This window comes from Streptomyces durbertensis (assembly GCF_014156695.1).
Taxonomy (GTDB): Bacteria; Actinomycetota; Actinomycetes; order Streptomycetales; family Streptomycetaceae; genus Streptomyces; species Streptomyces durbertensis.
In genome coordinates this window covers 1-24,382 of record NZ_WMLF01000024.1, presented here as the reverse complement: position 1 = coordinate 24,382, position 24,382 = coordinate 1, and the positions used below count along the sequence as shown (strand labels likewise).

Below are 24,382 nucleotides of genomic sequence, written 5' to 3'. Positions count from 1 at the left end.
GAGTTGAGGCCCTGCCGGTTTACCGGCAGGGCCTCAACGCGTTTCACGGGCCGGGCGGGCGGCCCGGCCGCGGCATACCCCGTGACCTCGACGGGGGAGCGTGCCCGGTACAGTCGGTGCAGCTATCCGCACCGGCACCCCAGGAGGCACCTCGGTGGAGGTCCAGGAGACGCGGGTCCAGACGGACCGGGTCCTCACCGTTCCGAACATCCTCAGCATGGCGAGGCTCGTCGGCGTACCCGTCTTCCTCTGGTTGATTCTGTGGCCGATCTTCGGCGGGCCGAACAACGACCTGTGGGCGCTTGCCATCCTGGCCTTCAGCGGAGTCAGCGACTACCTCGACGGCAAGCTTGCCCGGCGCTGGAACCAGATCAGCAGCCTCGGGCGGATTCTCGATCCGGCGGCCGACCGGCTCTACATCCTCTCCACCCTTGTGGGCCTCACCTGGCGCGAGATCCTGCCGTTGTGGCTCACCGGCCTGTTGCTGGCGCGTGAGCTGGTGCTTCTTGTCATGGTCTGGATGCTCGACCGCCACGGGTACGCGCCGCCGCAGGTCAACTTCCTGGGGAAGGCGGCGACTTTCAACCTCATGTACGCCTTCCCGTTGCTGCTTCTCAGTGACGGGACTGGCTGGCTGTCGTCACTCGCTGCTATTTTCGGATGGGCGTTCGCCGGTTGGGGTACGGCTCTCTACTGGTGGGCAGGGATCCTTTACGTGGTTCAGGTCCGCCGAATTATCCGGGCGGACGCCGCGGCCGACTGAGCGGGCCTCCTCGCAGCGTCGCAGAGGCCGAGTGCTCCCGCGTTCCCTCGTGGGCCACTCGTCGGGCTTGGTCGGCGACACCGTCGTCTCTTCGAGGAGGACGTAACCGACATGAAGGCCGTAGTGATGGCAGGCGGCGAGGGCACTCGACTTCGCCCCATGACCGCGAGCATGCCGAAGCCGCTTCTGCCGGTGGCCAACAGGCCCATCATGGAGCATGTGCTTCGGCTGCTGAAGCGGCACGGCCTGACCGAGACCGTGGTTACCGTCCAGTTTCTCGCCTCCCTTGTCCGCAGCTATTTCGGCGACGGCGAGGAACTCGGAATGGAACTCACCTACGCGAACGAGGAGAAGCCGCTCGGCACGGCCGGCAGCGTCAAGAACGCCGAGGAGGCGTTGAAGGACGACTCGTTCCTGGTCATCTCCGGTGACGCTCTCACGGACTTTGACCTGACGGACCTCATCCGCTTCCACAAGGAACGCGGCGCGTTGGTGACCGTCTGTCTCACCAGGGTTCCCAACCCACTGGAATTCGGCATCACGATCGTCGACGAGGAAGGGAAGGTGGAGCGCTTCCTGGAGAAGCCGACCTGGGGTCAGGTCTTCTCCGACACGGTCAACACCGGTATCTACGTGATGGAGCCGGAGGTCTTCGACTACGTCGACCCGGACGTTCCCGTCGACTGGTCGGGAGACGTGTTCCCCCAGCTCATGAAGGAGGGCAAGCCCGTCTACGGCTATGTCGCGGAGGGCTACTGGGAGGATGTCGGCACGCACGAGAGCTATGTGAAGGCTCAGGCCGACGTGCTGGAGGGCAAGGTCGACGTCGAGATCGACGGCTTCGAGATCTCTCCCGGCGTGTGGGTGGCGGAAGGCGCCGAGGTGCATCCCGACGCCGTCCTGCGCGGACCGCTGTACATCGGCGACTACGCGAAGGTGGAGGGCGGGGCCGAGGTCCGCGAGCACACGGTCGTCGGGTCGAACGTCGTGGTCAAGAGCGGCGCCTTCCTGCACAAGGCCGTGGTGCACGACAACGTGTACATCGGCCCGCAGTGCAATCTGCGCGGCTGTGTCATCGGCAAGAACACCGACGTGATGCGTGCCGCCAGGATCGAGGACGGCGCGGTCGTCGGCGACGAGTGCTTCATCGGCGAGGAGTCGATCGTCCAGGGCAACGTCCGCGTCTACCCGTTCAAGACGGTTGAGGCGGGCGCTTTCGTCAACACCTCCGTCATCTGGGAGTCGCGGGGCCAGGCACACCTGTTCGGCGCGCGCGGCGTCTCCGGCATCCTGAACGTGGAGATCACCCCGGAGTTGGCGGTCCGGCTCGCGGGCGCGTACGCGACCACGTTGAAGAAGGGCTCCACGGTCACCACCGCGCGTGACCACTCGCGTGGTGCGCGCGCGTTGAAGAGAGCCATGATCTCGGCACTCCAGGCGAGCGCCATCGACGTCACCGACCTGGAGAACGTGCCGCTTCCGGTGGCGCGCCAGCTCACCGCCCGGGGCAACGCCGGTGGCATCATGATCCGCACCACGCCGGGGCTGCCGGAGTCGGTGGACATCATGTTCTTCGACGAGCGCGGCGCCGACCTCTCGCAGGCCGGCCAGCGCAAGCTGGACCGGGTGTACGCCCGGCAGGAGTACCGGCGGGCGTTCCCCGGCGAGATCGGCGACCTCCGCTTCCCGTCCAGCGTGTTCGACGCGTACACCGGCGCGCTGCTGCGGGCGGTCGACACCAGCGGTGTGGCCGAGGCCGGGCTGAAGATCGTGGTCGACTCGGCGAACGGAAGCGCCGGCCTGGTCCTGCCCAGCCTGCTGGGCCGGCTCGGCGTCGACTCCCTCACCATCAACCCGGGGCTGAACGAGGCGCGTCCCACCGAGACCGTCGAGGAACGCCGGGCGGGCCTGGTGCGGCTCGGCGAGATCGTCGGCTCGGCGCGTGCCGACTTCGGCATCCGCTTCGACCCGGTGGGTGAGCGCTTCTCCCTCGTCGACGAGCGCGGCCGGATCATCGAGGACGAACGGACGCTGCTCGTCCTGCTCGACCTGGTGGCCGCCGAGCGGCGCAGCGGCCGGGTGGCGCTCCCGGTGACAACGACCCGCATCGCCGAGCAGGTCGCGGCCTACCACGGCACGCAGGTCGAGTGGACGACCACGTCACCGGACGATCTGACCCGGGTCGGCCGGGAGGAGGGCACGATCTTCGGCGGGGACGGGCGCGGTGGCTTCATCGTGCCGGAGTTCAGCTCCGTCTTCGACGGTGCCGCCGCCTTCGTCCGGCTGGTCGGTCTGGTCGCGCGCACCCAGCTCACGCTGAGCCAGATCGACGCGCGCATCCCCCGGGCCCATGTGCTGCGCCGGGACCTGGCCACCCCGTGGGCGGTCAAGGGCCTGGTCATGCGGCAGGTCGTGGAGGCGGCGGGGGACCGGGAGGTGGACACCACCGACGGTGTGCGCGTCGTCGAACCCGACGGCCGCTGGGTCATGGTCCTGCCGGACCCGGCGGAGGCGGTCACCCACCTGTGGGCCGAGGGGCCGGACTCCACGTCGGCCGAGGCATTGCTCGACGAGTGGTCGGCGGTGGTGGAGAACGCCGGCCGCTGACCGGTCGGACACAGCCCGTGACGTGGGGGAGTTGACCTCCGGGCGCGGCGTGCGGGGTCCGTTCGGCACCAGCCGGTCGGACGTGCGACGATGTGCGGCATGTCGCAGCAGCAACCGGTGGAGAAGGCCGGCGGACGACCTGCGCGACCGGACGCCTCCATGTCGTTGCTCAACAACGTGATGGAACACAGCCTCGACGACGGCTACGCGGAGGCGGCCGCTCGCCGGGGTGAGGAGGGCCGGTCCGGCTTGCCCCGCACCCTGCGGGCCAAGCTCGGACTGGCCTTCGGCTTGGTGCTCGCGGCGCTGGTGGTGACGCTGGGCGCGGCGCAGGCGCAGGTGGCGGCGCCCACGGTGGCCAAGGAACGGCAGGAACTCATCGACCGTGTCGAGGACGGCACCCGGGAAGCCGACGAGCTGCAGCGGCAGCTGGCCACCCTGCGCGAGTCGGTCGCCCGCATGCAGCGGGAGGCCCTGCGGCACGAGGGCGGGGACTCCGGCGAACTGGTCGCCCTGCTCGCCGCCGCGACACCGGTGCAGGGCCCGGGGGTGAAGCTGGTCGTCGACGACGCCAAGGGCAGCGGAGGCGATGGCGGGGGCCCGCGCGAGAGCAGCGGCTTCGCCGACACCGGCCGGCTCCGGGACCGCGACCTCCAGCGTGTGGTCAACGGGCTGTGGGAGTCGGGTGCCGAGGCGATCTCGGTCAACGACCAGCGGCTCACGGCGCTTTCCGCGATCCGGGCGGCCGGCGACGCCATACTCGTCGACAACAAGCCGCTGGTACCGCCGTACACGGTGCTCGCCGTCGGTGACGGGCGGAATCTCAGCACCACGTTCCAGGACAGCGCCGACGGCCAGTACCTGCACGTGCTTCAGGAGAACTACGGCATCCGCACCAGCATCTCCGTCCAGGACGAGGTGCGGCTGCCGGCCGCGCCGAGCCTGAACGTGAGGAGTGCGGAACCGTTGGAGAGAGGGAAGGGCAGCACAAGGTGATCGCCGTACTGGGACTCATCGTCGGCGTCGTGGCGGGTCTGGTGCTCCAGCCCGTCGTACCCACGGCCGTCGAGCCCTATCTGCCCATCGCGGTGGTCGCGGCGCTGGACGCCGTCTTCGGCGGTCTGCGTGCGATGCTGGACGGCATCTTCGACGACAAGGTCTTTGTCGTGTCCTTCCTGTCGAACGTCGTCGTGGCGGCGCTGATCGTGTTCCTCGGGGACAAGCTCGGCGTCGGCGCCCAGCTCTCCACGGGAGTGGTCGTCGTCCTCGGTATCCGCATCTTCTCCAACGCCGCCGCGATCCGGCGGCACGTCTTCCGGGCGTGAGTGACATGGCCGACGAACCGAAGAACCCCGACACCCCCGAGCCGGAGCGGCCCGAGCCCGCCACACCCGAGGCCGACGGGAAGCCGGACGTGCCCGCGGACGGCAGGCGCGCCCAGGAGCGGCCCGAGGAGACGGCCGGGGCGGAGGAACGCCCGCGCGCCGCCGGCGAGCTCCAGCCCGCCGAGAGGCCCCCGACCGCCCCGTCGGGCAGCGGACCGTCGGGTGGGAAGCCCTCGGGTGGCGAGGCGAGGGCCGAACCGTCGAGCGGCGAACCGGCGGCCGGCCGGTCGGCGGTCGAGGAGCCCGGGCCGGGCGGCGCCGAGGTGGCGCCCGCGGCCGCGGCGCCGAGCGGCCGGCAGCGGCTCGCGTCCGGCCTGTGGCCGCCGCGGATCAACCGCAACCAGCTTGTGGTGGCCCTGCTGCTGTTCGTGCTCGGGCTCGGCCTGGCCATCCAGGTGCGGCAGACCAGCGAGGGCAGCGCGCTGCGCGGCGCCCGCCAGGAGGACCTGGTGCGCATCCTCGACGAGCTGGACGACCGCACCACCAGGCTGGAGGACGAGAAGACCCGCCTCGAACGCCAGCGCTCGGAGCTGGAGAACAGCTCGGACCAGGCCGAGGAGGCCCGCCGGCAGACCCGCGAGCGGGAACGCCAGCTCGGCGTGCTGGCCGGTACGGTCGCGGCCCAGGGGCCGGGCATCCACTTCGAGATCGGTGATCCCCGCGGCGTCGTCGAGGCCGACAAGCTGCTGGACGCCATCCAGGAGCTGCGCGCGGCCGGCGCCGAGGCGATCCAGGTCAACGGCGTGCGCGTGGTCGCCGAGACGTTCTTCTCGGACGCCAGCGGCGGTGTGCGGATCGACGGGCGGAAGGTCACCGCCCCCTACCGCTTCGACGTCATCGGCAAACCGCAGGACCTCGAGCCGGCGCTGAACATCCCCGGTGGTGTGGTGCAGACGCTCCAGAAGGAGCAGGCCACCGTGACCATCGAACCGTCGGAGAAGATCGTCGTGGACGCCTTGCGAACCGCGAAGCGGCCTGACTACGCTCGGTCGTCATCGCAGTGAGGTCGGCGATGATCCATTTCGGGGGGCGGCACGGTCGCGGAGCATCCGGTGGGGGAAACTGTCGGAAGGCGGCCGACGTTGTCAGGATGTCCGGATCGGCCTGTGTGAGAACAAACTGTCTGTCCTGCCCCACGGGCCGGCCTGTTTCGTGCGAGGGGAATCGCCCGTGAGTTTCTTTTCGAAGTTGTTCGGCAAGCGCCAGGACGCCGGCGACGGCGCCCCCCGGCACCGGGCGCCGCGCGGCGGCGCCGAGCCGGACCCGGCGTCGGCCGACGGCGCCGGGCGCCCCATGTTCCGCGACGAGGTCGCTACGGCGGAAGGTGACACTTCCGCCCGACCTGGCGTGGTTTCTGTTGACCAGGGCGGTGCGGGCCGCATAGGTTTCGATGCACCATCAGCCTCGAGTACGGGTGGAGGGTTCCACTTGCCGGTATGCGCGAGGTGCGGGAGCCAGGCTGCCGAGTCCAGCCGCTTCTGCTCCCACTGCGGCGCGCCCCTGGGGGGTGGCGCGGCGGCCGAGCGGCCGTCCGAGACCACCTCCACCATCTCGATCACCGGTCTTGAGGCGTACGACGCCGAGGCGACAGGGCAGACGCCCATGCTGTCGCCGGAGGCGCTGGCCGCCGTGGAGGCGCTGCCCGCGGGCTCCGCGCTCCTGATCGTCCGGCGCGGCCCGAACTCGGGCAGCAGGTTCCTGCTGGACAGCGAGCTGACCACCGCCGGCCGGCACCCGCAGAGCGACATCTTCCTGGACGACTTCACCGTCTCGCGTCGCCACGTGGAGTTCCGGCGCGGACCGGACGGGGTGTTCACCGTGGCCGACGTCGGCAGCCTCAACGGCACGTACGTCAACCGCGAGCCGATCGACCAGGTTGTGCTCAACAACGGCGACGAGGTCCAGATCGGCAAGTTCCGGCTGGTCTTCTTCACGGGCCAGCGAAGCATCTGACAACCCCGCGAGGGAAGGTTCATGCTTCATCAACCGTCGGGCGGTGCCGGTGACGGCACCGCCACCGCGGACCGCGGTCCGATGAGCATCGGCGCCGTGCTGAGTCTGCTGCGCGACGAGTTCCCCGAGATCACGATCTCGAAGATCCGCTTCCTGGAGTCGGAGGGGCTGGTCGAGCCGCAGCGCACGCCCTCGGGCTACCGCAAGTTCTCCGCCGAGGACGTCGAGCGGCTGACCCGGGTGCTGCGGATACAACGCGACCACTACCTTCCCCTGCGGGTGATCAGGGAACACCTCGACGCGGAGGACCGCGGCGAGCCGGTACCGCTGCCCTCGCCGTCCCCGCCGGGCGACGCCGGCCGGCCGGACGCCCCGGAGGAGCCCGAGGCGCCGCGGCGCGCCAGCCGCGAGGAGCTGCTGGGCACCGTGGGCGCCGAGGAGGAGCAGCTCGCCGAGTGGGAGTCCTACGGCCTGGTGCGCGCGGAGTCCGACGGGCGGTACAGCGCCGAGACGGTCGCCACCGCCCGCCTGGTCGCCGAGCTGGGCCGGCACGGTCTCGAAGCGCGTCATCTCAGGGTCGCCCGCGCCGCGGCCGAGCGGGAGGCGGGGCTGATCGAGCAGCTGGTGGCCCCACTGCGCCGGCACCGCAACCCGCAGACCCGCGCCCACGCGGAGGCGACCGCGCGGGACGTGGCGGCGCTCTCCGCGCGGCTGCACGCGGCCTACCTCGACGCCGCCGTCCGCGACCGGCTGCGCTGACCCGGCTGTCGACGCAGCCGGTCGCGGACGGCGGCGCGCCGGGGGCACGGCGGAAGGCGGCGGCGGAAAGGCCGCGGTGGAGCCGTCCGGAGGCGGTATCGGGCCGTCCGCCCGTGCCCGACTATCCAAACCCGCCGTACACGTCCTAGGGTTGCTGTGTGAACGAGCTCGACGTCGTGGGTGTCCGGGTGGAAATGCCCTCCAACCAGCCGATCGTGCTTCTGCGCGAAGTGGGAGGCGATCGCTACCTCCCCATCTGGATCGGACCGGGGGAGGCGACCGCGATCGCCTTCGCCCAGCAGGGCATGACTCCCGCCCGGCCGCTGACGCATGACCTTTTCAAGGACGTACTGGAAGCCGTCGGGCAGGAACTCACCGCGGTCCGCATCACCGACCTGCGGGAGGGCGTCTTCTTCGCCGAGCTGGTCTTCGCCGGTGGGGTCGAGGTCAGCGCCCGTCCGTCCGACGCCATAGCGCTCGCGCTCCGCATGGGCACGCCCATCTACGGCAGCGAGGGGGTGCTCGATGACGCGGGCATCGCCATCCCCGACGAGCAGGAGGACGAGGTGGAGAAGTTCCGCGAGTTCCTCGACCAGATCTCGCCCGAGGACTTCGGTACGAGCAACCAGTGACCACCGGCTCCGGGGCGGCCTCGTTCGGGCCGCCCCCGGGGCCCTTCACGCCGCCCGGTCGGGCCGTACGACGCCAACCGGCCATTCTTCCCGCTGGGCGGGCACGCAAAACCACTCTTTGGGGGACCATCACTCGGCGTGCCGAGCGCGGCGATGGTTGACGCACCCCTGGTGACTATCTACCGTCATTGAGGCAGATCCCGGAGTGTCCACGGGATGTGAAGGGACGGAGGGTCGGCGTGAGCAGCACCGGCGAGAGCAGCGCGGCGAACCCCTGTCCGTTGCCCGAAGCCACGGCGCCGCCCGTCGCAAGACGTGTTCCCGCGGCCAGGCGGCGGAGCGAGGAGGTCGGCTACCGGGGCCCGACGGCGTGTGCGGCGGCGGGGATCACCTACCGGCAGCTCGACTACTGGGCCAGGACGGGCCTCGTGGAGCCCAGCGTGCGGCCGGCCCACGGCTCGGGCAGCCAGCGCCTCTACAGCTTCCGGGACGTGGTCGTCCTCAAGATCGTCAAGCGGCTGCTGGACACCGGCGTCTCGCTCCAGAACATCCGCACCGCCGTGCGGCACCTGCGCAGCCAGGGCAGCGGCGTGCTCTCCCAGATGACCCTGATGAGTGACGGCGCCACCGTCTACGAGTGCTCCTCACCGGACGAGGTCGCCGAACTCCTCCAAGGCGGGCAGGGCGTCTTCGGCATCGCGGTGGGCGTGGTGTGGCGGGACGTCGAGGGCGCGCTCGCCCAACTGCACGCCGAGTGCGTCGACACCGGCGAGACCATCGTCCGCGACAACCCGGCCGACGAGCTGGCCCGCCGCCGCAACCGCGCCGGCTAGGGTCCCACCTGCCGGCACGGCCGGCTCGCTGGCGTGTTCCACGGCCCGCGTTGTCAGTGCCGTGCGGCACCATCGGCCTTGTGAGAGACGCCCCGACGATCCTGCACCTCGACATGGACGCGTTCTACGCGTCCGTCGAGCAGGCCGCCAAGCCCAGCCTCCGGGGCAGACCGGTGATCGTCGGCGGGCTCGGCCCCCGGGGCGTGGTGGCGACGGCCTCCTACGAGGCCCGGGTCTTCGGGGTGCACTCGGCGATGCCGATGTCCCAGGCCCGCCGCCACTGCCCGCAGGCAGCCTTCCTCGTCCCTCGGTTCGAGGCGTACCGGCAGAACAGCGAGCTGGTGATGGCCAGACTGGCCGCGTTCTCGCCCCTGGTCGAGCCGCTCAGCCTGGACGAGGCGTACGTCGACCTGGAGGCGGGGCCCACCGAGCCCGGCGCGCGGGCGGCCCGCGCGGCCGGTGAGCGGTTGCGCGCCGAGATCGTCGCGGCCACCGGGCTCAGCGCGTCCGTCGGCCTCGCCCGTACCAAGACGCTCGCGAAGATCGCCTCGGAGCGGGCCAAGCCGGACGGTCTGCTGGTCATCGAGCGGCACACCGAGCGGGAAGTGCTGGACGCCCTTCCGGTGCGCGCGCTGCCCGGGGTGGGCCCCGCCACCGCCGAGACGCTGCGGCGCGCCGGCATCCACACGGTGGCCGAGGCCGCCTCGGCGGACAGACGGGAGCTGGTGCGGCTGCTGGGCTCGGCGCACGGCGCCGCCGTGCACACGATGGCCCTGGGCGCCGACGACCGCCCGGTGGTCGCCGAGCGCGAGTCGAAGTCGGTCTCCGTGGAGGACACCTACGACGAGGACGTCACCGAGCGGGCACTGATCGCGCTGAAGGTCGCGGAGCTGGCCGAGCGGTGCGCCGGCCGGCTGCGGCGGGCCGGGCGTTCCGCCCGCACGGTCTCGGTCAAGGTGCGAAGACACGACTTCACCACGCTGACCAGGAGCGAGACGCTGCGCGGACCGACGGACGACTCCGGGGTGATCAGGGAGGCCGCGGGGCGGCTTGTCGCGGCCGTCGACATCAGCGAGGGCGTACGGCTGCTCGGTGTCGGGGTGAGCGGCCTCGCGGACTTCACCCAGGAGGACCTGTTCGCCCAGGCACTGGCGGCGGCCGGCCCCCGCTCGTCGACGGCGGGCGACGCGGCGCCCGGGCGGCCGGCCGTCCCGGAAGGCGCTGGCGCGCCGGGCGCCCGCCAGCCGGGCGCGAGCGGCGGTACACCGGCGTCCGCGTCCCCGAGGCGCTGGCAGCCCGGGGCGGACGTCTGGCACGCCGCGTGGGGGCCCGGCTGGGTGCAGGGGAGCGGCGTCGGAAGGGTCACCGTGCGCTTCGAGACGCCCGCCTCGCCACCCGGGCGCGTCCGCACCTTCGCCGTCGACGACCCCGACCTCACCGCGGCCGATCCGCTGCCGTTGCTGCCCGGCCCGGAGCCGGACGGCAACCGGTGACACAAAGCCGGCAGATCGAAAGCCGGCAGACCTGACGCCGAGAGCACACCAGAAGCCGGGCCGGCGGCCCTTCGCCGCCGACCGGGCGGGCCCGCGCCCTACTCGTCGCCCTGGCCCGCGACCTGGCCGAAGTCCTGGTCCGGCGGCGGTTCCTCGCGCCGCTCGGCGTCGGACGGAAGATCAAGCCCGTAGTGGTGGTAGAGCTGGAGTTCCTGCTCGGGCGAGAGATGCCGGCCGACGCCGAAGTCCGGCGCCTCCTTGATCAACGCCCGTTCGTACGGCACTCGCAGGACGTCGTCCACCAGCTCGCTGGGCGCCAGCGGGACAAAGGCGTCCCTGCTGAACAGCCCGGTACGGACAGCCGCCCACTCCGGCTCCCCGGTGGCGTCGTCGAGGTACACCTCGTCGACTGTGCCGATCTTCGTTCCGTCCCGGTCGAAGGCTTTGCGTCCGATCAAACTCCGTGGGTCAATGTCGGTCTGCACGGTTCCTCCCACACGTAGGCGTCGCTGACTGCGCCGCCGGCAACCCCTCACCTTCTACAGAAGTGCACTTTTGTCCGGACGGCCAGTCGAGAGCGCGCGACCCCGTTCGAACACGTCGCTGGTAGGCTCGGAAGCGGCTGTTGACCCCACACGGGAGAGTCCGTCGGTCCAGGACCGGCGGCGCCGAAGGAGCAAACCCTCCCCGGAATCTCTCAGGCTCACGTACCGTGCGGACGAGGTCACTCTGGAAAGCAGGGCGGGCCATGGTCGGCACAGCGCCGAAGCCCCTCCTCACCGACGGTGAAAGCCGGCGCGCGGCCAGCGTGCCGGTGAAGCTCTCAGGTCGTGATGACAGAGGGGGAGGCCGACGGGCACCGACGCCGTGGTGCCCCCGCAGGTCGATAAGACCAGGAGGCCTCCGCAGATGACTCAAGAACGCACGCCGCTCGCCGCCCTCGAGCAGGGCGTTCCCTTCACCCGTCGCCACATCGGCCCGGACGCCGCCGACCAGGCCAAGATGCTGGCGCAGGTCGGCTACGGCTCGCTGGACGAGCTGACCGCCGCCGCCGTGCCCGACGTGATCAAGAGCGCCGAGGCACTGGACCTGCCCGACGCCCGTTCCGAGGCCGAGGTCCTCGCCGAACTGCGCGAGCTCGCGGACCGCAACCAGGTCCTGGCGCCGATGATCGGCCTGGGCTACCACGGCACCTTCACCCCACCGGTGATCCTGCGGAACGTCATGGAGAACCCGGCCTGGTACACCGCCTACACCCCCTACCAGCCCGAGATCTCCCAGGGACGGCTGGAGGCGCTGCTCAACTTCCAGACCGTCGTCGCCGACCTGACCGGCCTGCCCACCTCGGGCGCCTCGCTGCTCGACGAGGGCACCGCCGCGGCCGAGGCGATGGCGCTCTCCCGGCGCGTCGGCAAGGTCAAGAAGGGCGTCTTCCTCGTGGACGCCGACTGCCTGCCGCAGACGATCGCGGTCATCGAGACCCGGGCCGAGCCGACCGGCGTCGAGGTGGTCGTCGCCGACCTGGCCGACGGCATCCCGGCCGACGTGGCCGAGCGCGGTGTGTTCGGCGTGCTGCTCCAGTACCCGGGCGCCTCCGGCGCGGTCCGCGACCACCGGGCGCTCATCGAGCGGGCGCACGAGCTGGGCGCGGTGGTGACCGTCGCCGCCGACCTGCTCGCGCTGACGCTGCTCACCTCGCCCGGCGAACTGGGCGCCGACATCGCCGTCGGCAGCAGCCAGCGGTTCGGCGTGCCGATGGGCTTCGGCGGTCCGCACGCGGGCTTCATGGCCGTCCGGGAGAAGTTCGCCCGCAGTCTGCCCGGCCGGCTCGTCGGCGTCTCCGTCGACGCGGACGGCAACAAGGCCTACCGGCTGGCGCTGCAGACCCGTGAGCAGCACATCCGCCGGGAGAAGGCCACCAGCAACATCTGCACCGCCCAGGTGCTGCTCGCCGTCATGGCCGGCATGTACGCCGTCTACCACGGCCCGGACGGGCTCGCCGCGATCGCCCGCCGCACCCACCGCTACGCGGCGGTGCTCGCCGCCGGACTGCGGGCCGGCGGCGTGGAGATCGTCCACGACGCGTTCTTCGACACGGTGACCGCCCGGGTGCCCGGCCGTGCCGCCGAGGTCGTCGAGGCCGCCCGGGACAACGGGGTGAACCTGCGCCTGGTCGACGCCGACCTGGTGGGCGTCGCCTGCGACGAGACCACCACCCGCGCCCAGCTGGACGCCGTCTGGCGCGCGTTCGGGGTGAGCGGCGCCGCCGACTCCGGGCATGTCGAAGAGCTGGACGCGGCCACCGCCGACGCCCTGCCCGCCGCCCTGCTGCGCCAGGGCGACTACCTGGACCACCCGGTCTTCCACCAGCACCGCTCCGAGACCGCGATGCTGCGCTACCTGCGCCGCCTCGCCGACCGGGACTACGCGCTGGACCGCGGAATGATCCCGCTCGGCTCCTGCACGATGAAGCTCAACGCCACCACCGAGATGGAGCCGGTCACCTGGCCGGAGTTCGGTGCGCTGCACCCCTTCGCCCCGGTGGAGCAGGCCGAGGGCTACCTCACGCTGATCCGCGAGCTGGAGGAGCGGCTGGCCGAGGTCACCGGCTACGACAAGGTGTCCATCCAGCCCAACGCGGGTTCCCAGGGTGAGCTGGCCGGTCTGCTCGCGGTCCGCGCCTACCACCGGGCGAACGGCGACGACCAGCGCACGGTGTGCCTGATCCCGTCCTCCGCGCACGGCACCAACGCCGCGAGCGCCGTGATGGCCGGCATGAAGGTGGTAGTCGTCGCGACCGGCGAGAACGGCGACGTGGACACCGACGACCTGCGGGCGAAGATCGAGAAGCACCGCGACGAGCTGGCCGTCCTGATGGTGACCTACCCCTCGACGCACGGTGTGTTCGAGGAGCACATCACCGACATCTGCGCGGCCGTGCACGACGCGGGCGGTCAGGTCTACGTGGACGGCGCGAACCTCAACGCGCTTGTCGGCCTCGCCAAGCCGGGACGCTTCGGCGCCGACGTCTCCCACCTCAACCTGCACAAGACGTTCTGCATCCCGCACGGCGGCGGCGGTCCGGGTGTCGGCCCGGTGGCGGTCCGCGCCCACCTGGCGCCCTACCTGCCCAACCACCCGCTCCAGCCCACCGCGGGGCCCGCCACCGGCATCGGCCCGATCTCGGCCGCGCCCTGGGGGTCGGCCGGCATCCTGCCGATCTCCTGGGCGTACGTGCGGCTGATGGGCGCCGAGGGGCTGCGCCGCGCCACGCAGGTCGCGGTGCTCAGCGCCAACTACGTGGCCAAGCGTCTGGAGCCGCACTACCCGGTGCTCTACACCGGTCCGGGCAACCTCGTGGCGCACGAGTGCATCATCGACGTGCGCCCGCTGACCAAGGCGACCGGGGTGAGCATCGACGACGTCGCCAAGCGCCTCATCGACTACGGCTTCCACGCGCCGACGATGTCGTTCCCGGTCGCGGGCACCCTGATGATCGAGCCGACCGAGAGCGAGGACCTCGCCGAACTCGACCGCTTCTGCGACGCGATGATCGCGATCCGCGCGGAGATCGAGCAGGTCGCCGAGGGCGCGTGGGACGCGGAGAGCAGCCCGCTGCGGGGCGCCCCGCACACCGCCGAACAGCTCGCGGGGGAGTGGGACCTTCCCTACGACCGGCAGACGGCCGCGTTCCCGCCCGGTGTGCGCGCCGCCGACAAGTACTGGCCGCCGGTACGCCGCATCGACGGCGCCTTCGGCGACCGGAACCTCGTCTGCTCCTGCCCCCCGATGGAGGAGTACGACGGCTGAGCGACGCTCACCCCCCTCGTGCGCCGTAGCGACGGCGGAGCCCCGGCCGACCGGTCGGGGCTCCGCCCGTTCACGCCGGTCAGGCCGCGGTGGTCACGTGCTCCGGACCCAGCGGCCGGTGCGGGGCGATGACCTGGCCGTCCGGCAGCAGCTCGCCGGTGTCCTCGAAGAAGACGACGCCGTTGCACAGCAGACTCCAGCCCTGCTCGGGGTGGTGGGCCACCAGGTGGGCGGCCTCCCGGTCGGCGGAGTCGGCGGAGGGGCACTGCGGTTGGTGCGGGCACATGGTGGGGTTCTTTCGGTGTGGCGTCGCTGTGGGGCTGGACGTGCTCGCCGCCCGGTGGGCGGCCGGCGTGTCCGGCATGACTGGTCCAACGCTGACTGGGCTGTGTGAGGTTGTCGCTGACGTGCTTGTCGCGGGTGGGACGCTCCGCGCCCCGTGGCTGTCGCCGGTCATCGCCGCTCCCCCGTCCGATCCGGTTGCCGGTCCCAGTGTTGTCCCGCGGACGCGCGTTCCGCAGGAGAATCCCCGATCGTGGTACTCACTCGTGTGAGACGCGTCACGCGGTCCGGCGGTTGCCCACCGAACGGAGGAACCGCGTCGAACGCCGACAGCCGGGGTGACGGGAGGCAGGGCCTCCTCGTCACCCCGGCTGTCGGAACGGGCCGCCTGTGTGCCGCCGGTCCGTGTGCCCGTGCCCGCCGGTCCTCGGGTTTCAGGCGGTGCGCATCAGCCCCACCGGCGCGGCCAGGCGCTCCGTCAGCAGCGGCAGCAGTTCCCGGGCCCGGTGAGGCCGGTTGGCGGCGACGCCCGGCGGAGCCGGGCTGAGCGGGACGAGCAGGTCGGTCTCGGCGATGTCGTCCGGCCGTTCGGCGGAGCCGAGGCCGTGCAGCCACAGGGCCATCATGTACAGCTCCGGTACGGACAGCAGGCGCGGTTCGTACGGCCCGGTGAGGGTGTCGGCGAGCAGCAGACACCGTTCCACGGAGTCGGCGTAGGGCCCCTCCGCGAAATGCGAGAACACCCAGCCGTCGGCTGTCGGGGTGGCGTCGGCGGTGACCACCGTGCGCTCCGCCTGGCGGACGAGGAAGCGCCAGCCGGCGGCCTGGGACCGCGGCGTGCCGCCGCGCACACCGCCGAGCAGGTACAGCGGGAGCGCGGCCTCCGGGGTGAGCGGGGTGCCCAGCGCGAGCGCCGCGCGCAGCCTGCCGGTGGCATGGGAGGCCGGGGTGGAGTCGAGGGCGGCCAGGACGGTGCGCAGTGCGGCCGGAGGGGCCTTGCGGGCATGCAGGGGCATGGTGGTCGCCTCTCACTCGGGAGACTCGGGGTCGCCCCGACACGGCCGGACGGTGAGGCCGTCCATGCGGTGCGCGGCGGAGTGCAGGGGGAGTGGATGCAGGTGCCGCTCGCCGAAGAAGGACGGGGATGCGGCCTCTTCGGCGGAGTTTATACGAGAGTTGTTCGGTAGGTGTTTCGGCTAGCGGCCGCCCGCATATCCGGCAAGGTTAAATCCGGTCGGGTAGCGTGGGGCTCCAAGCAGGGGCGTGTCAAATGGAGAACCCCTGACGTCGTAATCGTCGGGCCCCTCGGACGGCCTGATCCCGACCGTCCGACGGTAAGGCCATCGTCGTCGTCCGGCCAGCCGGCCGTATGCCGCCTGAATGTGCCGCAGGTCCGTACGGAGGGAGCATAAACCGCCGCCCGCCCGGCGCGGAGCGTTATCCGGCTTCTCGCGGGGCATCATCCGGGCACGCTCACACAAGGAGGGGACCCGCCCATGGGCGAGAAGGTTGCCGCCGAGGCGTTCGGCCCGGCGGAACGGCGGCGCTACGGGGAGAAGCTGAACCGGTGCCTGGAGGCGCTGGACCGGTTGCTGGCCGAGCGGCGCTTCGACCGGCCGCGGAACCTGATGGGGCTGGAGATCGAATTGAATCTCGCCGACTCCGACGGGATGCCTCGGATGAAGAACGCCCAGGTGCTCGACCGCATCGGGAGCCAGGATTTCCAGACGGAACTCGGGCAGTTCAACCTGGAGGTGAATATCCTTCCGCATCCGCTGACCGGGCGAGTGCTGGACCAACTGGCGGAGGAACTGCGCACCGGGCTGGCGTACGCGGACCGGAAGGCCGGCGAGGTCGCCGCCGGCATCGTGATGATCGGCATTCTGCCCACCCTCACCGGGGAGGACCTGGTCGCCGCCAACCTCTCGGCGGCCGACCGGTACACCCTGCTCAACGACCAGATCATGGCCGCCAGGGGCGAGGAGATCGTCCTGGACATCCAGGGCGTGGAGCACCTGCGTTACGTCGCGGGGTCGATCGCCCCGGAGGCCGCCTGCACCTCGGTGCAGCTGCACCTCCAGGTGACACCCGCGCGCTTCCCCGGGGTGTGGAACGCCGCGCAGGCCGCCGCGGCCGTTCAGGTGGCGGTGGGCGCGAACGCGCCGTTTGTCTTCGGTCGGGAGCTGTGGCGGGAGTCGAGGGTGCCGCTGTTCCTCCAGTCGACGGACTCCCGCCCGCCGCAGTACCGCGACCAGGGGGTGCGGCCGCGCACCTGGTTCGGGGAGCGGTGGATCAGCTCCGCGTACGACCTCTTCGAGGAGAACGTGCGCTACTTCCCCGCGCTGATCCCGATCCGCGACGAGGAGGACCCGCTTGAGGTGCTCGACGGCGGTGGCGTGCCCTCGCTCGCCGAACTCGTCCTGCACAACGGCACGATCTACCGCTGGAACCGGCCGGTGTACGGGGTCGCCGACGGGGTGCCGCACCTGCGGGTGGAGAACCGGGTGCTGCCGGCGGGCCCGACGGTGACCGACGTCCTGGCCAACACCGCGTTCTACTACGGCCTGGTCCGGGCGCTGGCCGACGACCCCCGGCCGGTGTGGACGAGGATGCCCTTCGAGCGGGCGGCCGAGAACTTCGACGCCGCCTGCCGGCACGGCATCGACGCCCGGCTGACCTGGCCGCGCGCGGGCCGGGGTGGCGGCCTGGCCACCCTGCCGGTGGAGCGTCTGGTGCGCGACGATCTGCTGCCGGCGGCCGCCGCCGGGCTGGACGCCTGGGGGGTCGAGCCCGGGGACCGCGACCGCTACCTCGGTGTCATCGAGCAGCGCTGCGCGCGCCGGACCAACGGCGCCTCCTGGCAGGCCGCCGCCTACCACCGCGCCCGTGAGGGAGGGCTCGACCGGGAGAAGGCGCTGGCCGCGACGGTCCGCGCGTACTGCGAACTGGCCCGCACCGGGGAGCCCGTCCACTCCTGGCCGCCCGGCCCCTGAGCCCCCGGCGGTCCGAGCGTCGCGGGTCGCCCCGACCACCGTCCGCCGGGTACGGCAAGCTGGGGGCTGCCGCATCCGGCGGACCTCCCGGTGGACGTCCCCGGCGGCGGACGGTGGCGTGAGCGACGGGAGGCGGGTGTGCGGCCGGTGTTCAAGGACAGGGGAGCGGTGGGGGCGGGCGTGGAGCCGGTGCCGAACGGGCCGGGCCCACGCACGCTGCGGAACGAGGCGCTGCTGGTGCTGGCCCTCTCGCTGGGAGCCAGCGCGGCCGCCGCGCTGATCAGCTTCACCGGTGCGCTGACCCGCCCCGGCGGGCTGAGCGACCAGGCGGCCAACCTGAACCGCTCGCTCGCCCCCGACCGGCCCTGGCTCGACCTCGCCTGGCAGCTCTTCGGCATCAGCACCGCCCTGGTGCCGGTGCTGCTGGTGCTGCACCTGCTGGGCCGCGAGGGTGCCGGTCCCCGTGCGATCGGCTTCGACCTGCGTCGGCCCGGCTTCGACCTCGGCCGGGGCGCCCTGCTCGCCGCCGCCATCGGCGGCAGCGGCCTACTGCTGTATCTGGGCGCCCGGCAGGCGGGGCTGAACCTCACCGTCGTGCCGGAATCGCTGCCGGAAGTGTGGTGGAAGTACCCGGTGCTCGTCCTCTCCGCGGTGCAGAACTCGGTGCTGGAGGAGGTCATCGTCGTCGGCTACCTGCTGCGTCGGCTCGACCAGTTGGGCTGGGGAGCCGGCGCGGCGATGGCCGCGAGCGCCGGGCTCCGCGGCCTCTACCACCTCTACCAGGGCATCGGGGGCCTGGTGGGCAACATGGTGATGGGCGTGATCTTCGTCTGGCTGTACCGGCGGTGGGGCAGGGTGGGGCCGCTCGTCGCGGCCCACGCCCTGATCGACATCGTCGCGTTTGTCGGGTACGGCCTGCTCGCCGGCAAGGTCGGCTGGCTGCCGACCGCATGACCCCGGCAGGGGCCCCGGGAGCTCAGTCCGTGAGCGGGACCAGCAGGTCGCCCTCGATGACGGTCACGGCGGAGCCGCGCAGCAACGTGCGGTCCCCGCGCACCTCGGTGCGGACCAGGCCGGTCCTCGCCGACGCCTGGAGTCCGGTCAGGGTGTTCCGGCCGAGCCGGCGCGACCAGAAGGGCGCCAGCGCGGTGTGCGCGCTGCCGGTGACCGGGTCCTCGCCGATGCCCACGGCGGGGAAGAAGCACCGGGAGACGTAGTCGTGGCCGGTGGCGTCCTCGGCGGCGCGGGCGGTCACGATCACACCGCGGCCCCTGAGCAGCGCGAGTCGGCCGAGGTCGGGGTCGAGCGCCCGCACCGAGGCCTCGTCGGTGACCTCCACGAGCAGGTCTCCCACGTTGTCGCCGGTGTGGTGGACGGACAGGACCGGGGTGCCCAGCGCGTCCCGCGCCGTCTCGGGCAGTTCGGCGGGTTCTAGCGGAGCGGTCGGGAAGTCGAGCACCACCGAGCCGTCGTCCAGCGCGTCGGCGCCCAGCACCCCGGAGAGCGTCGCGAAGCGCACCGGGCCGGACCAGCCCGCGGCGGTGCGCAGCACGTGCGCGGTGGCGAGCGTGGCGTGCCCGCACAGCCGCACCTCGGTGGTCGGGGTGAACCAGCGCAGCGCCCAGTCGGCCCCGGCCTGTTCGGGCAGCCGGTGGGCGAACGCCGTCTCGGACAGGTTGATCTCGGCGGCCAGCCGCCGCAGCGCGTCGTCCGGTGGGAAGCCGCCGTCGTCCAGCAGGACGACGGCGGCGGGGTTGCCGGCGAACGGGCGGTCGGTGAACGCGTCCACGTAACGGATCCTCATGGCGGACGAGGCTAGGAGGGCGCGGCCGGCGGCGACACGGCCAATCGCGTGGCGGTGGCCCGCCCGGTGGTGCCGGGAGTCAGCCGAGGTGCCATATCTCCGCCGCGTCGAAGGCGTCCGAGACCGGCGGCAGCGCGTGCGAGTCGGTGTCCTCGTGGCAGTGGAAGGCGGACCAGAACACGTCGCCCGGGAGCGCGTCCCCCGGCGCGTACACGCGGTAGACGAACTGGCGCCCGTCCGGCGCCGGCAGCGCCACCATCCAGACCTCCAGGCGGTGTTGCTCGCGGATCGGCAATACGGGCTCCTCCTCCGGCGGCCGTGGACGGATCACCGGCGTAGACGAGCGGTGACGGGCCGGGGGTTGCAGCCGCCGGGGGTGGTCGGCCCGGCGGCGTCTCACACTCTGGATGACAGGTGCTAACGTCTCGACACTCATGTTGTTGCTGGGCATCATGGCCGGATGCACCAGAGCACCCCGTCGCCGGCCGCGCGTTCGCGCGTCGGCCTGATCCTGGCCCTGACCTCGGCACTCGCCTTCGGCGGCTCCGGAGTGGTGGCCAAACCACTCATCGAGGCCGGCCTCTCGCCCCTGCACGTCACCTGGCTCCGGGCGGCCGGCGCCGCGGTCCTGCTGCTGCCGCTGGCCTGGCGTCACCGGCGGCTGGTGCGGGAGCGGCCGGCACTGCTCGCGGGCTTCGGCCTCTTCGCCGTCGCCGGTGTGCAGGCGTGCTACTTCGCGGCGATCTCCCGCATCCCGGTGGGCGTGGCGCTGCTCATCGAGTACCTCGGACCGGCACTGCTGCTCGGCTGGGTGCGCTTTGTGCAGCGGCGGCCCGTCTCCCGCGCCGCCGGGGTGGGCGTGGTCCTGGCGGTGACCGGCCTGGCGTTTGTCGTCGAGATATGGGCGGGCCTCGGCTTCGACGCGATCGGGATCCTGCTCGCGCTCGGCGCCGCCTGCTGCCAGGTCGGCTACTTCGTGCTCGCCGACCACGGCAGCGCCGCCGGCGAGGACAAGCCGCCGGCCGAACCCGCCGGAGTCATCGCCTACGGCCTGCTGTTCGGCGCCCTGCTGCTGACCGTCGTCGCCAGGCCGTGGCGGATGGACTGGTCGGTGCTCGGCGGCTCGGCGTCGATGGACGGCCGCCAGGTGCCGGCACTGCTGCTGCTCGGCTGGATCGTGCTGGTGGCGACCGTGGCCGCCTACCTCACCGGCGTGTTGGCGGTCCGGCGGCTGTCGCCGCAGGTCGCCGGGGTCGTCGCCTGCCTGGAGGCCGTGGTGGCGACGGTCCTGGCGTGGGTGGTGCTCGCCGAGCACCTGGGCGCGGCCCAGGTCGTCGGAGGCACGCTGGTGCTCGCCGGAGCGCTGATCGCCCAGCGCTCCGCGCCCCGCCCGGCGGCCAGCGAGCCGGTGGCCGCGGGACCGGGACCGCTGCCGGCGGCCCCCGCGGACTTGCCGACCGCCGCCCGTCGTCCCTAGGGTGGCGGCCATGCTCCAGACAGTGCTTCCGCCGCCCGCCGCGTAGGGCGGGCCCCTTCAGGAGGATCCAGCCGACGGCCGTGACCGGTCGCGCGGCCGGTCGCCCTCGCCCGCCCACGGGACACGCGACCTCGTCACTCCTCCTCTTCCGCGGAGCACTTCATGAAGCTCGACCACGCACCCGCCCTGCCCGTGGGCCGGGGCCTGCTCTACGTCCTGATCGCCGCTGTCGCCTGGGGCACGGCCGGCGCGGCGGCGGCCGTCCTGTTCGACACCAGCGGCCTGGGGCCGGTGGCGCTCACCTTCTGGCGCACGGCCGGCGGTCTGCTGCTGCTGGCGCCGCTCCTGCTGCCGCGGACCCGCCGCGGCCTGCGCGCCGCCGCGGGGTCCGCCGGGGCCGGACGCCGGGCCTCCCGTCGCCGCCGGCTTGCCCGTGCCCTGGCCACCGGAGCGAGCCTGACCGTCTTCCAGACCGCCTACTTCGGCGCCGTGCACGCCACCGGCCTGGCGGTGGCCACCGTGGTCACCCTCGGCGCCGGACCGGTGCTGATCGCGCTCGGCGGGCGGCTGTGGATGGCCGAACGGCTGGGCCGGGGCGGCGCCCTGGCGGTGACGGCGGCCGTGGCGGGCCTGGCCGTCCTCGTCCTCGGCGGCGCCGACGGCTCCGGGACGGTGGTCCCGCTCGGCGTCGGCTACGCGCTGCTGTCCGCCCTCGGGTACAGCGCGATGACCCTCCAGGCCCGGCACCGCGCCAGGGCCGGCGAGAGCGTCGACCCGCTGGGCGCGACGATCTCCTCGTTCGCGGTCGGCGCCGCCCTGCTGCTGCCGGCGGCGCTGTGGGAGGGGCTGTGGCCGGTCTCGGCGGAACCCGGCGACTGGCTGCCGATGATGGTCTACCTGGCGGCCGTGCCGACCGCGCTGGCCTACGGCCTGTACTTCACCGGACTGGTGGCCGTGCGGGCCGCGACGGCGGCGGTCATCGCGCTGATCGAGCCGGTGACCGCGGCCGTGCTGGCCGTGGTGGTGCTCGGGGAGCACCTGACGGCCACCACCGTGGCCGGCACGGCCGTGCTGCTCACGGCGGTGGCGGCGCTGGTGGCGGCCGAGTCGCGGTCAGGGGCGGGCGTATCCCGTCAGGTAGCCGGGGGCGGTGATCGCCGGGTCGAGGTCCTCGGCGGGGACCAGCGGCCCGTAGGTCGTCCGGACCGGGAGGACGCCGTTCCAGTGCGGGAGTGACAGGTCTTCCGGCTCCTCGTTGGGGCCGCCCTGCCGGAGCTTCGCCGACACCTCGGTGAGGTCGAGCGCGAGCACCGCCGTCGCGGCCAGCTCCTTGGCATTGCCCGGACGGCAGTCGGCGGCCCTGCCGGGGATCACGTGGTCGACGAGCGCGTCCAGGGCCCGTGTCTTGAGATCGGGGTCGGTGACCTGACGGGCGGTGCCGTGCACGACCACGGAACGGTAGTTGACGGAGTGGTGGAACGCGGACTTCGCCAGCACCAGCCCGTCGACGTGGGTCACCGTCACGCACACCGGGACGCCGGGGTCGCGCCGGCCGGCCAGCAGCGGGCGCGAGCCGGTGGAGCCGTGCACGTAGAGGGTCTCGCCGATCCGTGCGTACAGGGTCGGCAGCACCACCGGCGCGCCGTCCCGTACGAAGCCGAGGTGGCAGAGGTAGCCCTCGTCGAGTATCGCGTGCACGGTCTCCCGGTCGTACGCCGCGCGCTGCGGTGAGCGGCTGGGGACCGTGCGGTCGGTACGCGGATAGGAACCGGCGTCGCCCGAGGGCGCGGCGTTCGCGGCGGCGGGGGCGTTCGCGGCGGTGGGATTCGGCGAGGTGGCGTCGGACATGCCTTCTCCTTGCGGATGATTACGTACTAGTGCATACTGGGTTATGTGCTAGAAGCTTATCGTCTTGAGGGCGCCGGTGCGGCGAGAATCGCGGCCACCGTCGAAGAGGCCGTGGCCGCGGGGGAGTTGAGCCCCGGGCAGCCCCTCACGCCGATCCGCGAACTCGCCGCGCGGATCGGCGTCAACCCGAACACCGTCGCCGCCGCCTACCGCCTGCTGCGGGAGCGCGGCGTCATCGAGACCGCCGGCCGACGCGGCAGCCGGGTCCGCGCCCGTCCGGCCAGCACCGCGCGCGAGGCGCTGGGCACCCCGGTCCCGCCCGGCGTGAGGGACCTCTCCTCCGGCAACCCCGACCCCGCGCTGCTGCCGGCGCTCGCCGACGTGCTCGCCGACGTCGCCCGCCGCCACGCCGAACGCCCGGTGCTCTACGGCGCGCCCCCGGTCAGCGAGGTACTGCGCGCCCAGGTCACCGCCGCGCTGGCCGCCGACGGCGTTCCCCCCGGGCCGCTCGCCGTCACCTCGGGCGCGCTGGACGCGATCGAGCGGATCCTCGCCACCCGGCTGCGACCCGGCGACCGGGTGGCCGTCGAGGACCCCGGCTGGGGCGGCCTGCTCGACCTCCTGCCCGCCCTCGGCCTGCTGCCCGAGCCGTTCGGCACCGACGACGACGGCCCGGTACCCGACCAGCTCGAACGCGCGCTGTCCGCCGGGGTCCGCGCCGTGGTGATCACCTGCCGCGCCCAGAACCCGACCGGCGCCGCCCTCACCGCCGAACGCGCGGGCACGCTCCGCGCCCTGCTGCGCGACGCCGACCCGCTCCTGGTCGAGGACGACCACGGCCACGGCATCACCACGCTCCCCCTCCACCCGCTCGGCGGCGCCACCGGCCGCTGGGCGTTCGTCCGCTCCACCGCCAAGGCCTACGGTCCCGACCTGCGGCTGGCCGTGGTCACCGGAGACGAGGCCACGCTCGACCGGCTGAGCGGCCGACAGCGGCTCGGCGCGGGATGGGTGAGCCACCTCCTCCAGGACGCCGTCGCCCGGCTGTGGCAGACCGGAGCCGTCGATCCGGCCACCGTCTCCGCGGCCTACGACCTCCGCCGCCGTCGGCTGCTGGAGGAGCTCGCCCGGCGCGGGGTACCGGCTCGGGGGCGCAGCGGCATGAACGTGTGGGTGCCGGTCCCCGACGAGACGTCGGCCGTCGCCCGCCTGCTCGCCGCCGGGTGGGCGGCGGCACCCGGCTCGCGGTTCCGGATCGCCTCGCCGCCCGGTGTGCGGCTGACCCTGTCCGACGTGCGCCCGACCGAACTGCCGGCGCTCGCCGACGCGGTCCGCACCACGCTGGCCCCGCCACCCGCCGGCCGCTACGGCTGAGCCCGACGGCCGCCCGGCCCGTCGGACGGACGCGCTAGCGTGACGGCATGCTGAGTCTTGAGCGTCTGCGCGTGCTGCACGCGATCGCCGGCCACGGGTCGGTCACCGCCGCCTCGGAGGCGCTGCACGTCACCACCTCCGCCGTCTCCCAGCAGGTGGCCAAGCTGGAGCGGGAGACCGGGCAGCAGCTGCTCACCAGGAACGGCCGCGGTGTGCGGCTCACCGACGCCGGCCGGCTGCTCGTCCGGCACGCCGACCGGGTGCTGTCCCAACTCGAACTCGCGCACGCCGAACTGGAGGCGCACCGCGGCCAGCCGGTGGGCGAACTGCTCGTCGGCGGCTTCCCCACGGCCGCCCGAGGGCTCTTCC

General features: G+C 72.7%; 22 protein-coding genes, 1 pseudogene and 1 riboswitch. Of the genes and pseudogenes, 17 read left to right on the top strand and 6 right to left on the bottom strand.

The features are described from left to right. Positions 1–154 precede the first annotated feature (154 nt). The 10 genes from clsA to GL263_RS03045 all read left to right on the top strand — a co-directional run bounded on the left by clsA (position 155) and on the right by GL263_RS03045 (position 10,425). Positions 155–763: a cardiolipin synthase ClsA gene (gene clsA / locus GL263_RS03090; protein ID WP_182853982.1), complete on the top strand. Its 609-nt coding sequence runs from the start codon at positions 155–157 to the stop codon at positions 761–763. A gap of 111 nt (positions 764–874) precedes the next feature. Further along, the gene (locus GL263_RS03085) at positions 875–3,370 is read left to right on the top strand and encodes a mannose-1-phosphate guanyltransferase (RefSeq protein WP_182853981.1); all 2,496 of its coding nucleotides are present in this window, start codon (positions 875–877) and stop codon (positions 3,368–3,370) included. 99 nt (positions 3,371–3,469) lie between these two features. Beyond that, on the top strand, positions 3,470–4,366 hold the full coding sequence (locus GL263_RS03080; protein WP_438947908.1) for a DUF881 domain-containing protein: 897 nt from the start codon (positions 3,470–3,472) through the stop codon (positions 4,364–4,366). Further along, positions 4,363–4,695 (top strand): small basic family protein, encoded by a 333-nt coding sequence (locus GL263_RS03075; protein ID WP_182853979.1) that lies wholly within the window; start codon positions 4,363–4,365, stop codon positions 4,693–4,695. Before GL263_RS03080 ends, GL263_RS03075 begins: the two co-directional genes overlap by 4 nt. 5 nt (positions 4,696–4,700) lie before the next feature. Next, complete coding sequence (locus GL263_RS03070) at positions 4,701–5,759, top strand: DUF881 domain-containing protein (RefSeq protein ID WP_182853978.1); 1,059 nt, start codon at positions 4,701–4,703, stop codon at positions 5,757–5,759. A gap of 94 nt (positions 5,760–5,853) precedes the next feature. Then, complete coding sequence (locus GL263_RS28165) at positions 5,854–6,708, top strand: FHA domain-containing protein (protein WP_323379225.1); 855 nt, start codon at positions 5,854–5,856, stop codon at positions 6,706–6,708. A 21-nt stretch (positions 6,709–6,729) separates the two neighbouring features. Then, on the top strand, positions 6,730–7,467 hold the full coding sequence (gene ftsR / locus GL263_RS03060) for a transcriptional regulator FtsR (RefSeq protein ID WP_182853977.1): 738 nt from the start codon (positions 6,730–6,732) through the stop codon (positions 7,465–7,467). 158 nt (positions 7,468–7,625) lie between these two features. Continuing rightward, complete coding sequence (locus GL263_RS03055) at positions 7,626–8,099, top strand: bifunctional nuclease family protein (protein WP_143646202.1); 474 nt, start codon at positions 7,626–7,628, stop codon at positions 8,097–8,099. 218 nt (positions 8,100–8,317) lie between these two features. Beyond that, positions 8,318–8,932: a MerR family transcriptional regulator gene (locus GL263_RS03050; protein WP_438947907.1), complete on the top strand. Its 615-nt coding sequence runs from the start codon at positions 8,318–8,320 to the stop codon at positions 8,930–8,932. An 80-nt stretch (positions 8,933–9,012) separates the two neighbouring features. Then, complete coding sequence (locus GL263_RS03045; protein ID WP_182853975.1) at positions 9,013–10,425, top strand: DNA polymerase IV; 1,413 nt, start codon at positions 9,013–9,015, stop codon at positions 10,423–10,425. Between the two features lie 98 nt (positions 10,426–10,523). Here GL263_RS03045 and GL263_RS03040 read toward each other — a convergent pair whose 3' ends face one another. Continuing rightward, positions 10,524–10,922, bottom strand: coding sequence for a PRC-barrel domain-containing protein (locus tag GL263_RS03040; protein WP_182853974.1), 399 nt, complete (start codon positions 10,920–10,922; stop codon positions 10,524–10,526). A 129-nt stretch (positions 10,923–11,051) separates the two neighbouring features. Further along, positions 11,052–11,148, top strand: a riboswitch (glycine riboswitch). 186 nt (positions 11,149–11,334) lie between these two features. Here GL263_RS03040 and gcvP point away from each other — a divergent pair. Beyond that, complete coding sequence (gcvP, locus tag GL263_RS03035; protein WP_182853973.1) at positions 11,335–14,235, top strand: aminomethyl-transferring glycine dehydrogenase; 2,901 nt, start codon at positions 11,335–11,337, stop codon at positions 14,233–14,235. Positions 14,236–14,314: 79 nt separating this feature from the next. Here the strand turns inward: gcvP and GL263_RS03030 are convergent, their stop codons facing one another. After that, positions 14,315–14,521 carry a DUF5999 family protein gene (locus tag GL263_RS03030; protein ID WP_182853972.1) on the bottom strand — a complete coding sequence of 69 codons (207 nt, stop codon included), beginning with the start codon at positions 14,519–14,521 and terminating at the stop codon, positions 14,315–14,317. A 430-nt stretch (positions 14,522–14,951) separates the two neighbouring features. Continuing rightward, on the bottom strand, positions 14,952–15,533 hold the full coding sequence (locus GL263_RS03025) for a hypothetical protein (RefSeq protein WP_182853971.1): 582 nt from the start codon (positions 15,531–15,533) through the stop codon (positions 14,952–14,954). 480 nt (positions 15,534–16,013) lie between these two features. Here GL263_RS03025 and GL263_RS03020 point away from each other — a divergent pair, with 480 nt between their 5' ends. Continuing rightward, entirely contained in the window at positions 16,014–17,510 is a 1,497-nt protein-coding gene (locus GL263_RS03020) for a glutamate-cysteine ligase family protein (RefSeq protein WP_182853970.1), read from the top strand. Between the two features lie 168 nt (positions 17,511–17,678). Continuing rightward, the gene (locus GL263_RS03015; protein WP_323379224.1) at positions 17,679–18,464 is read left to right on the top strand and encodes a CPBP family intramembrane glutamic endopeptidase; all 786 of its coding nucleotides are present in this window, start codon (positions 17,679–17,681) and stop codon (positions 18,462–18,464) included. 22 nt (positions 18,465–18,486) lie between these two features. Here GL263_RS03015 and GL263_RS03010 read toward each other — a convergent pair whose 3' ends face one another. Together GL263_RS03010 and GL263_RS03005 are read right to left on the bottom strand one after the other, a co-directional pair. Further along, positions 18,487–19,314 (bottom strand): PhzF family phenazine biosynthesis protein, encoded by an 828-nt coding sequence (locus GL263_RS03010; protein WP_182853969.1) that lies wholly within the window; start codon positions 19,312–19,314, stop codon positions 18,487–18,489. Between the two features lie 79 nt (positions 19,315–19,393). After that, positions 19,394–19,573: a hypothetical protein gene (locus GL263_RS03005; RefSeq protein ID WP_182853983.1), complete on the bottom strand. Its 180-nt coding sequence runs from the start codon at positions 19,571–19,573 to the stop codon at positions 19,394–19,396. Between the two features lie 201 nt (positions 19,574–19,774). On the opposite strand from GL263_RS03005, the gene GL263_RS03000 reads away from it, so the two are divergent. Together GL263_RS03000 and GL263_RS02995 are read left to right on the top strand one after the other, a co-directional pair. Then, positions 19,775–20,791, top strand: a complete 1,017-nt coding sequence (locus GL263_RS03000; protein WP_182853968.1) for an EamA family transporter — start codon at positions 19,775–19,777, stop codon at positions 20,789–20,791. Positions 20,792–20,953: 162 nt separating this feature from the next. Then, a pseudogene (locus GL263_RS02995) lies at positions 20,954–21,928 on the top strand (DMT family transporter); the annotation flags it as partial. Here the strand turns inward: GL263_RS02995 and GL263_RS02990 are convergent. Further along, entirely contained in the window at positions 21,905–22,639 is a 735-nt protein-coding gene (locus GL263_RS02990; RefSeq protein ID WP_182853967.1) for a pyridoxamine 5'-phosphate oxidase family protein, read from the bottom strand. The pseudogene GL263_RS02995 and the gene GL263_RS02990 overlap by 24 nt on opposite strands. 45 nt (positions 22,640–22,684) lie before the next feature. Between GL263_RS02990 and GL263_RS02985 the strand changes: the two genes are divergently transcribed. After that, entirely contained in the window at positions 22,685–24,013 is a 1,329-nt protein-coding gene (locus GL263_RS02985; protein WP_182853966.1) for an aminotransferase class I/II-fold pyridoxal phosphate-dependent enzyme, read from the top strand. Positions 24,014–24,060: 47 nt separating this feature from the next. Next, a partial coding sequence (locus tag GL263_RS02980) for a LysR family transcriptional regulator (protein ID WP_182853965.1) occupies positions 24,061–24,382 on the top strand: 322 nt, incomplete at its 3' end.

What these genes read in the sequence shown, in the direction of transcription:
- GL263_RS03070 (WP_182853978.1), top strand. Translation starts at nt 4,701, where the DNA reads ATGGCCGACGAACCGAAGAACCCCGACACCCCCGAGCCGGAGCGGCCC.
- GL263_RS03025 (WP_182853971.1), bottom strand. Translation starts at nt 15,533, where the DNA reads ATGCCCCTGCATGCCCGCAAGGCCCCTCCGGCCGCACTGCGCACCGTC.
- GL263_RS03080 (WP_438947908.1), top strand. Translation starts at nt 3,470, where the DNA reads ATGTCGCAGCAGCAACCGGTGGAGAAGGCCGGCGGACGACCTGCGCGA.
- GL263_RS03010 (WP_182853969.1), bottom strand. Translation starts at nt 19,314, where the DNA reads ATGAGGATCCGTTACGTGGACGCGTTCACCGACCGCCCGTTCGCCGGC.
- GL263_RS03030 (WP_182853972.1), bottom strand. Translation starts at nt 14,521, where the DNA reads ATGTGCCCGCACCAACCGCAGTGCCCCTCCGCCGACTCCGCCGACCGG.
- GL263_RS03085 (WP_182853981.1), top strand. Translation starts at nt 875, where the DNA reads ATGAAGGCCGTAGTGATGGCAGGCGGCGAGGGCACTCGACTTCGCCCC.
- gcvP (WP_182853973.1), top strand. Translation starts at nt 11,335, where the DNA reads ATGACTCAAGAACGCACGCCGCTCGCCGCCCTCGAGCAGGGCGTTCCC.
- GL263_RS03020 (WP_182853970.1), top strand. Translation starts at nt 16,014, where the DNA reads ATGGGCGAGAAGGTTGCCGCCGAGGCGTTCGGCCCGGCGGAACGGCGG.
- GL263_RS03005 (WP_182853983.1), bottom strand. Translation starts at nt 19,573, where the DNA reads ATGGTGGCGCTGCCGGCGCCGGACGGGCGCCAGTTCGTCTACCGCGTG.
- GL263_RS03000 (WP_182853968.1), top strand. Translation starts at nt 19,775, where the DNA reads ATGCACCAGAGCACCCCGTCGCCGGCCGCGCGTTCGCGCGTCGGCCTG.
- ftsR (WP_182853977.1), top strand. Translation starts at nt 6,730, where the DNA reads ATGCTTCATCAACCGTCGGGCGGTGCCGGTGACGGCACCGCCACCGCG.
- GL263_RS02990 (WP_182853967.1), bottom strand. Translation starts at nt 22,639, where the DNA reads ATGTCCGACGCCACCTCGCCGAATCCCACCGCCGCGAACGCCCCCGCC.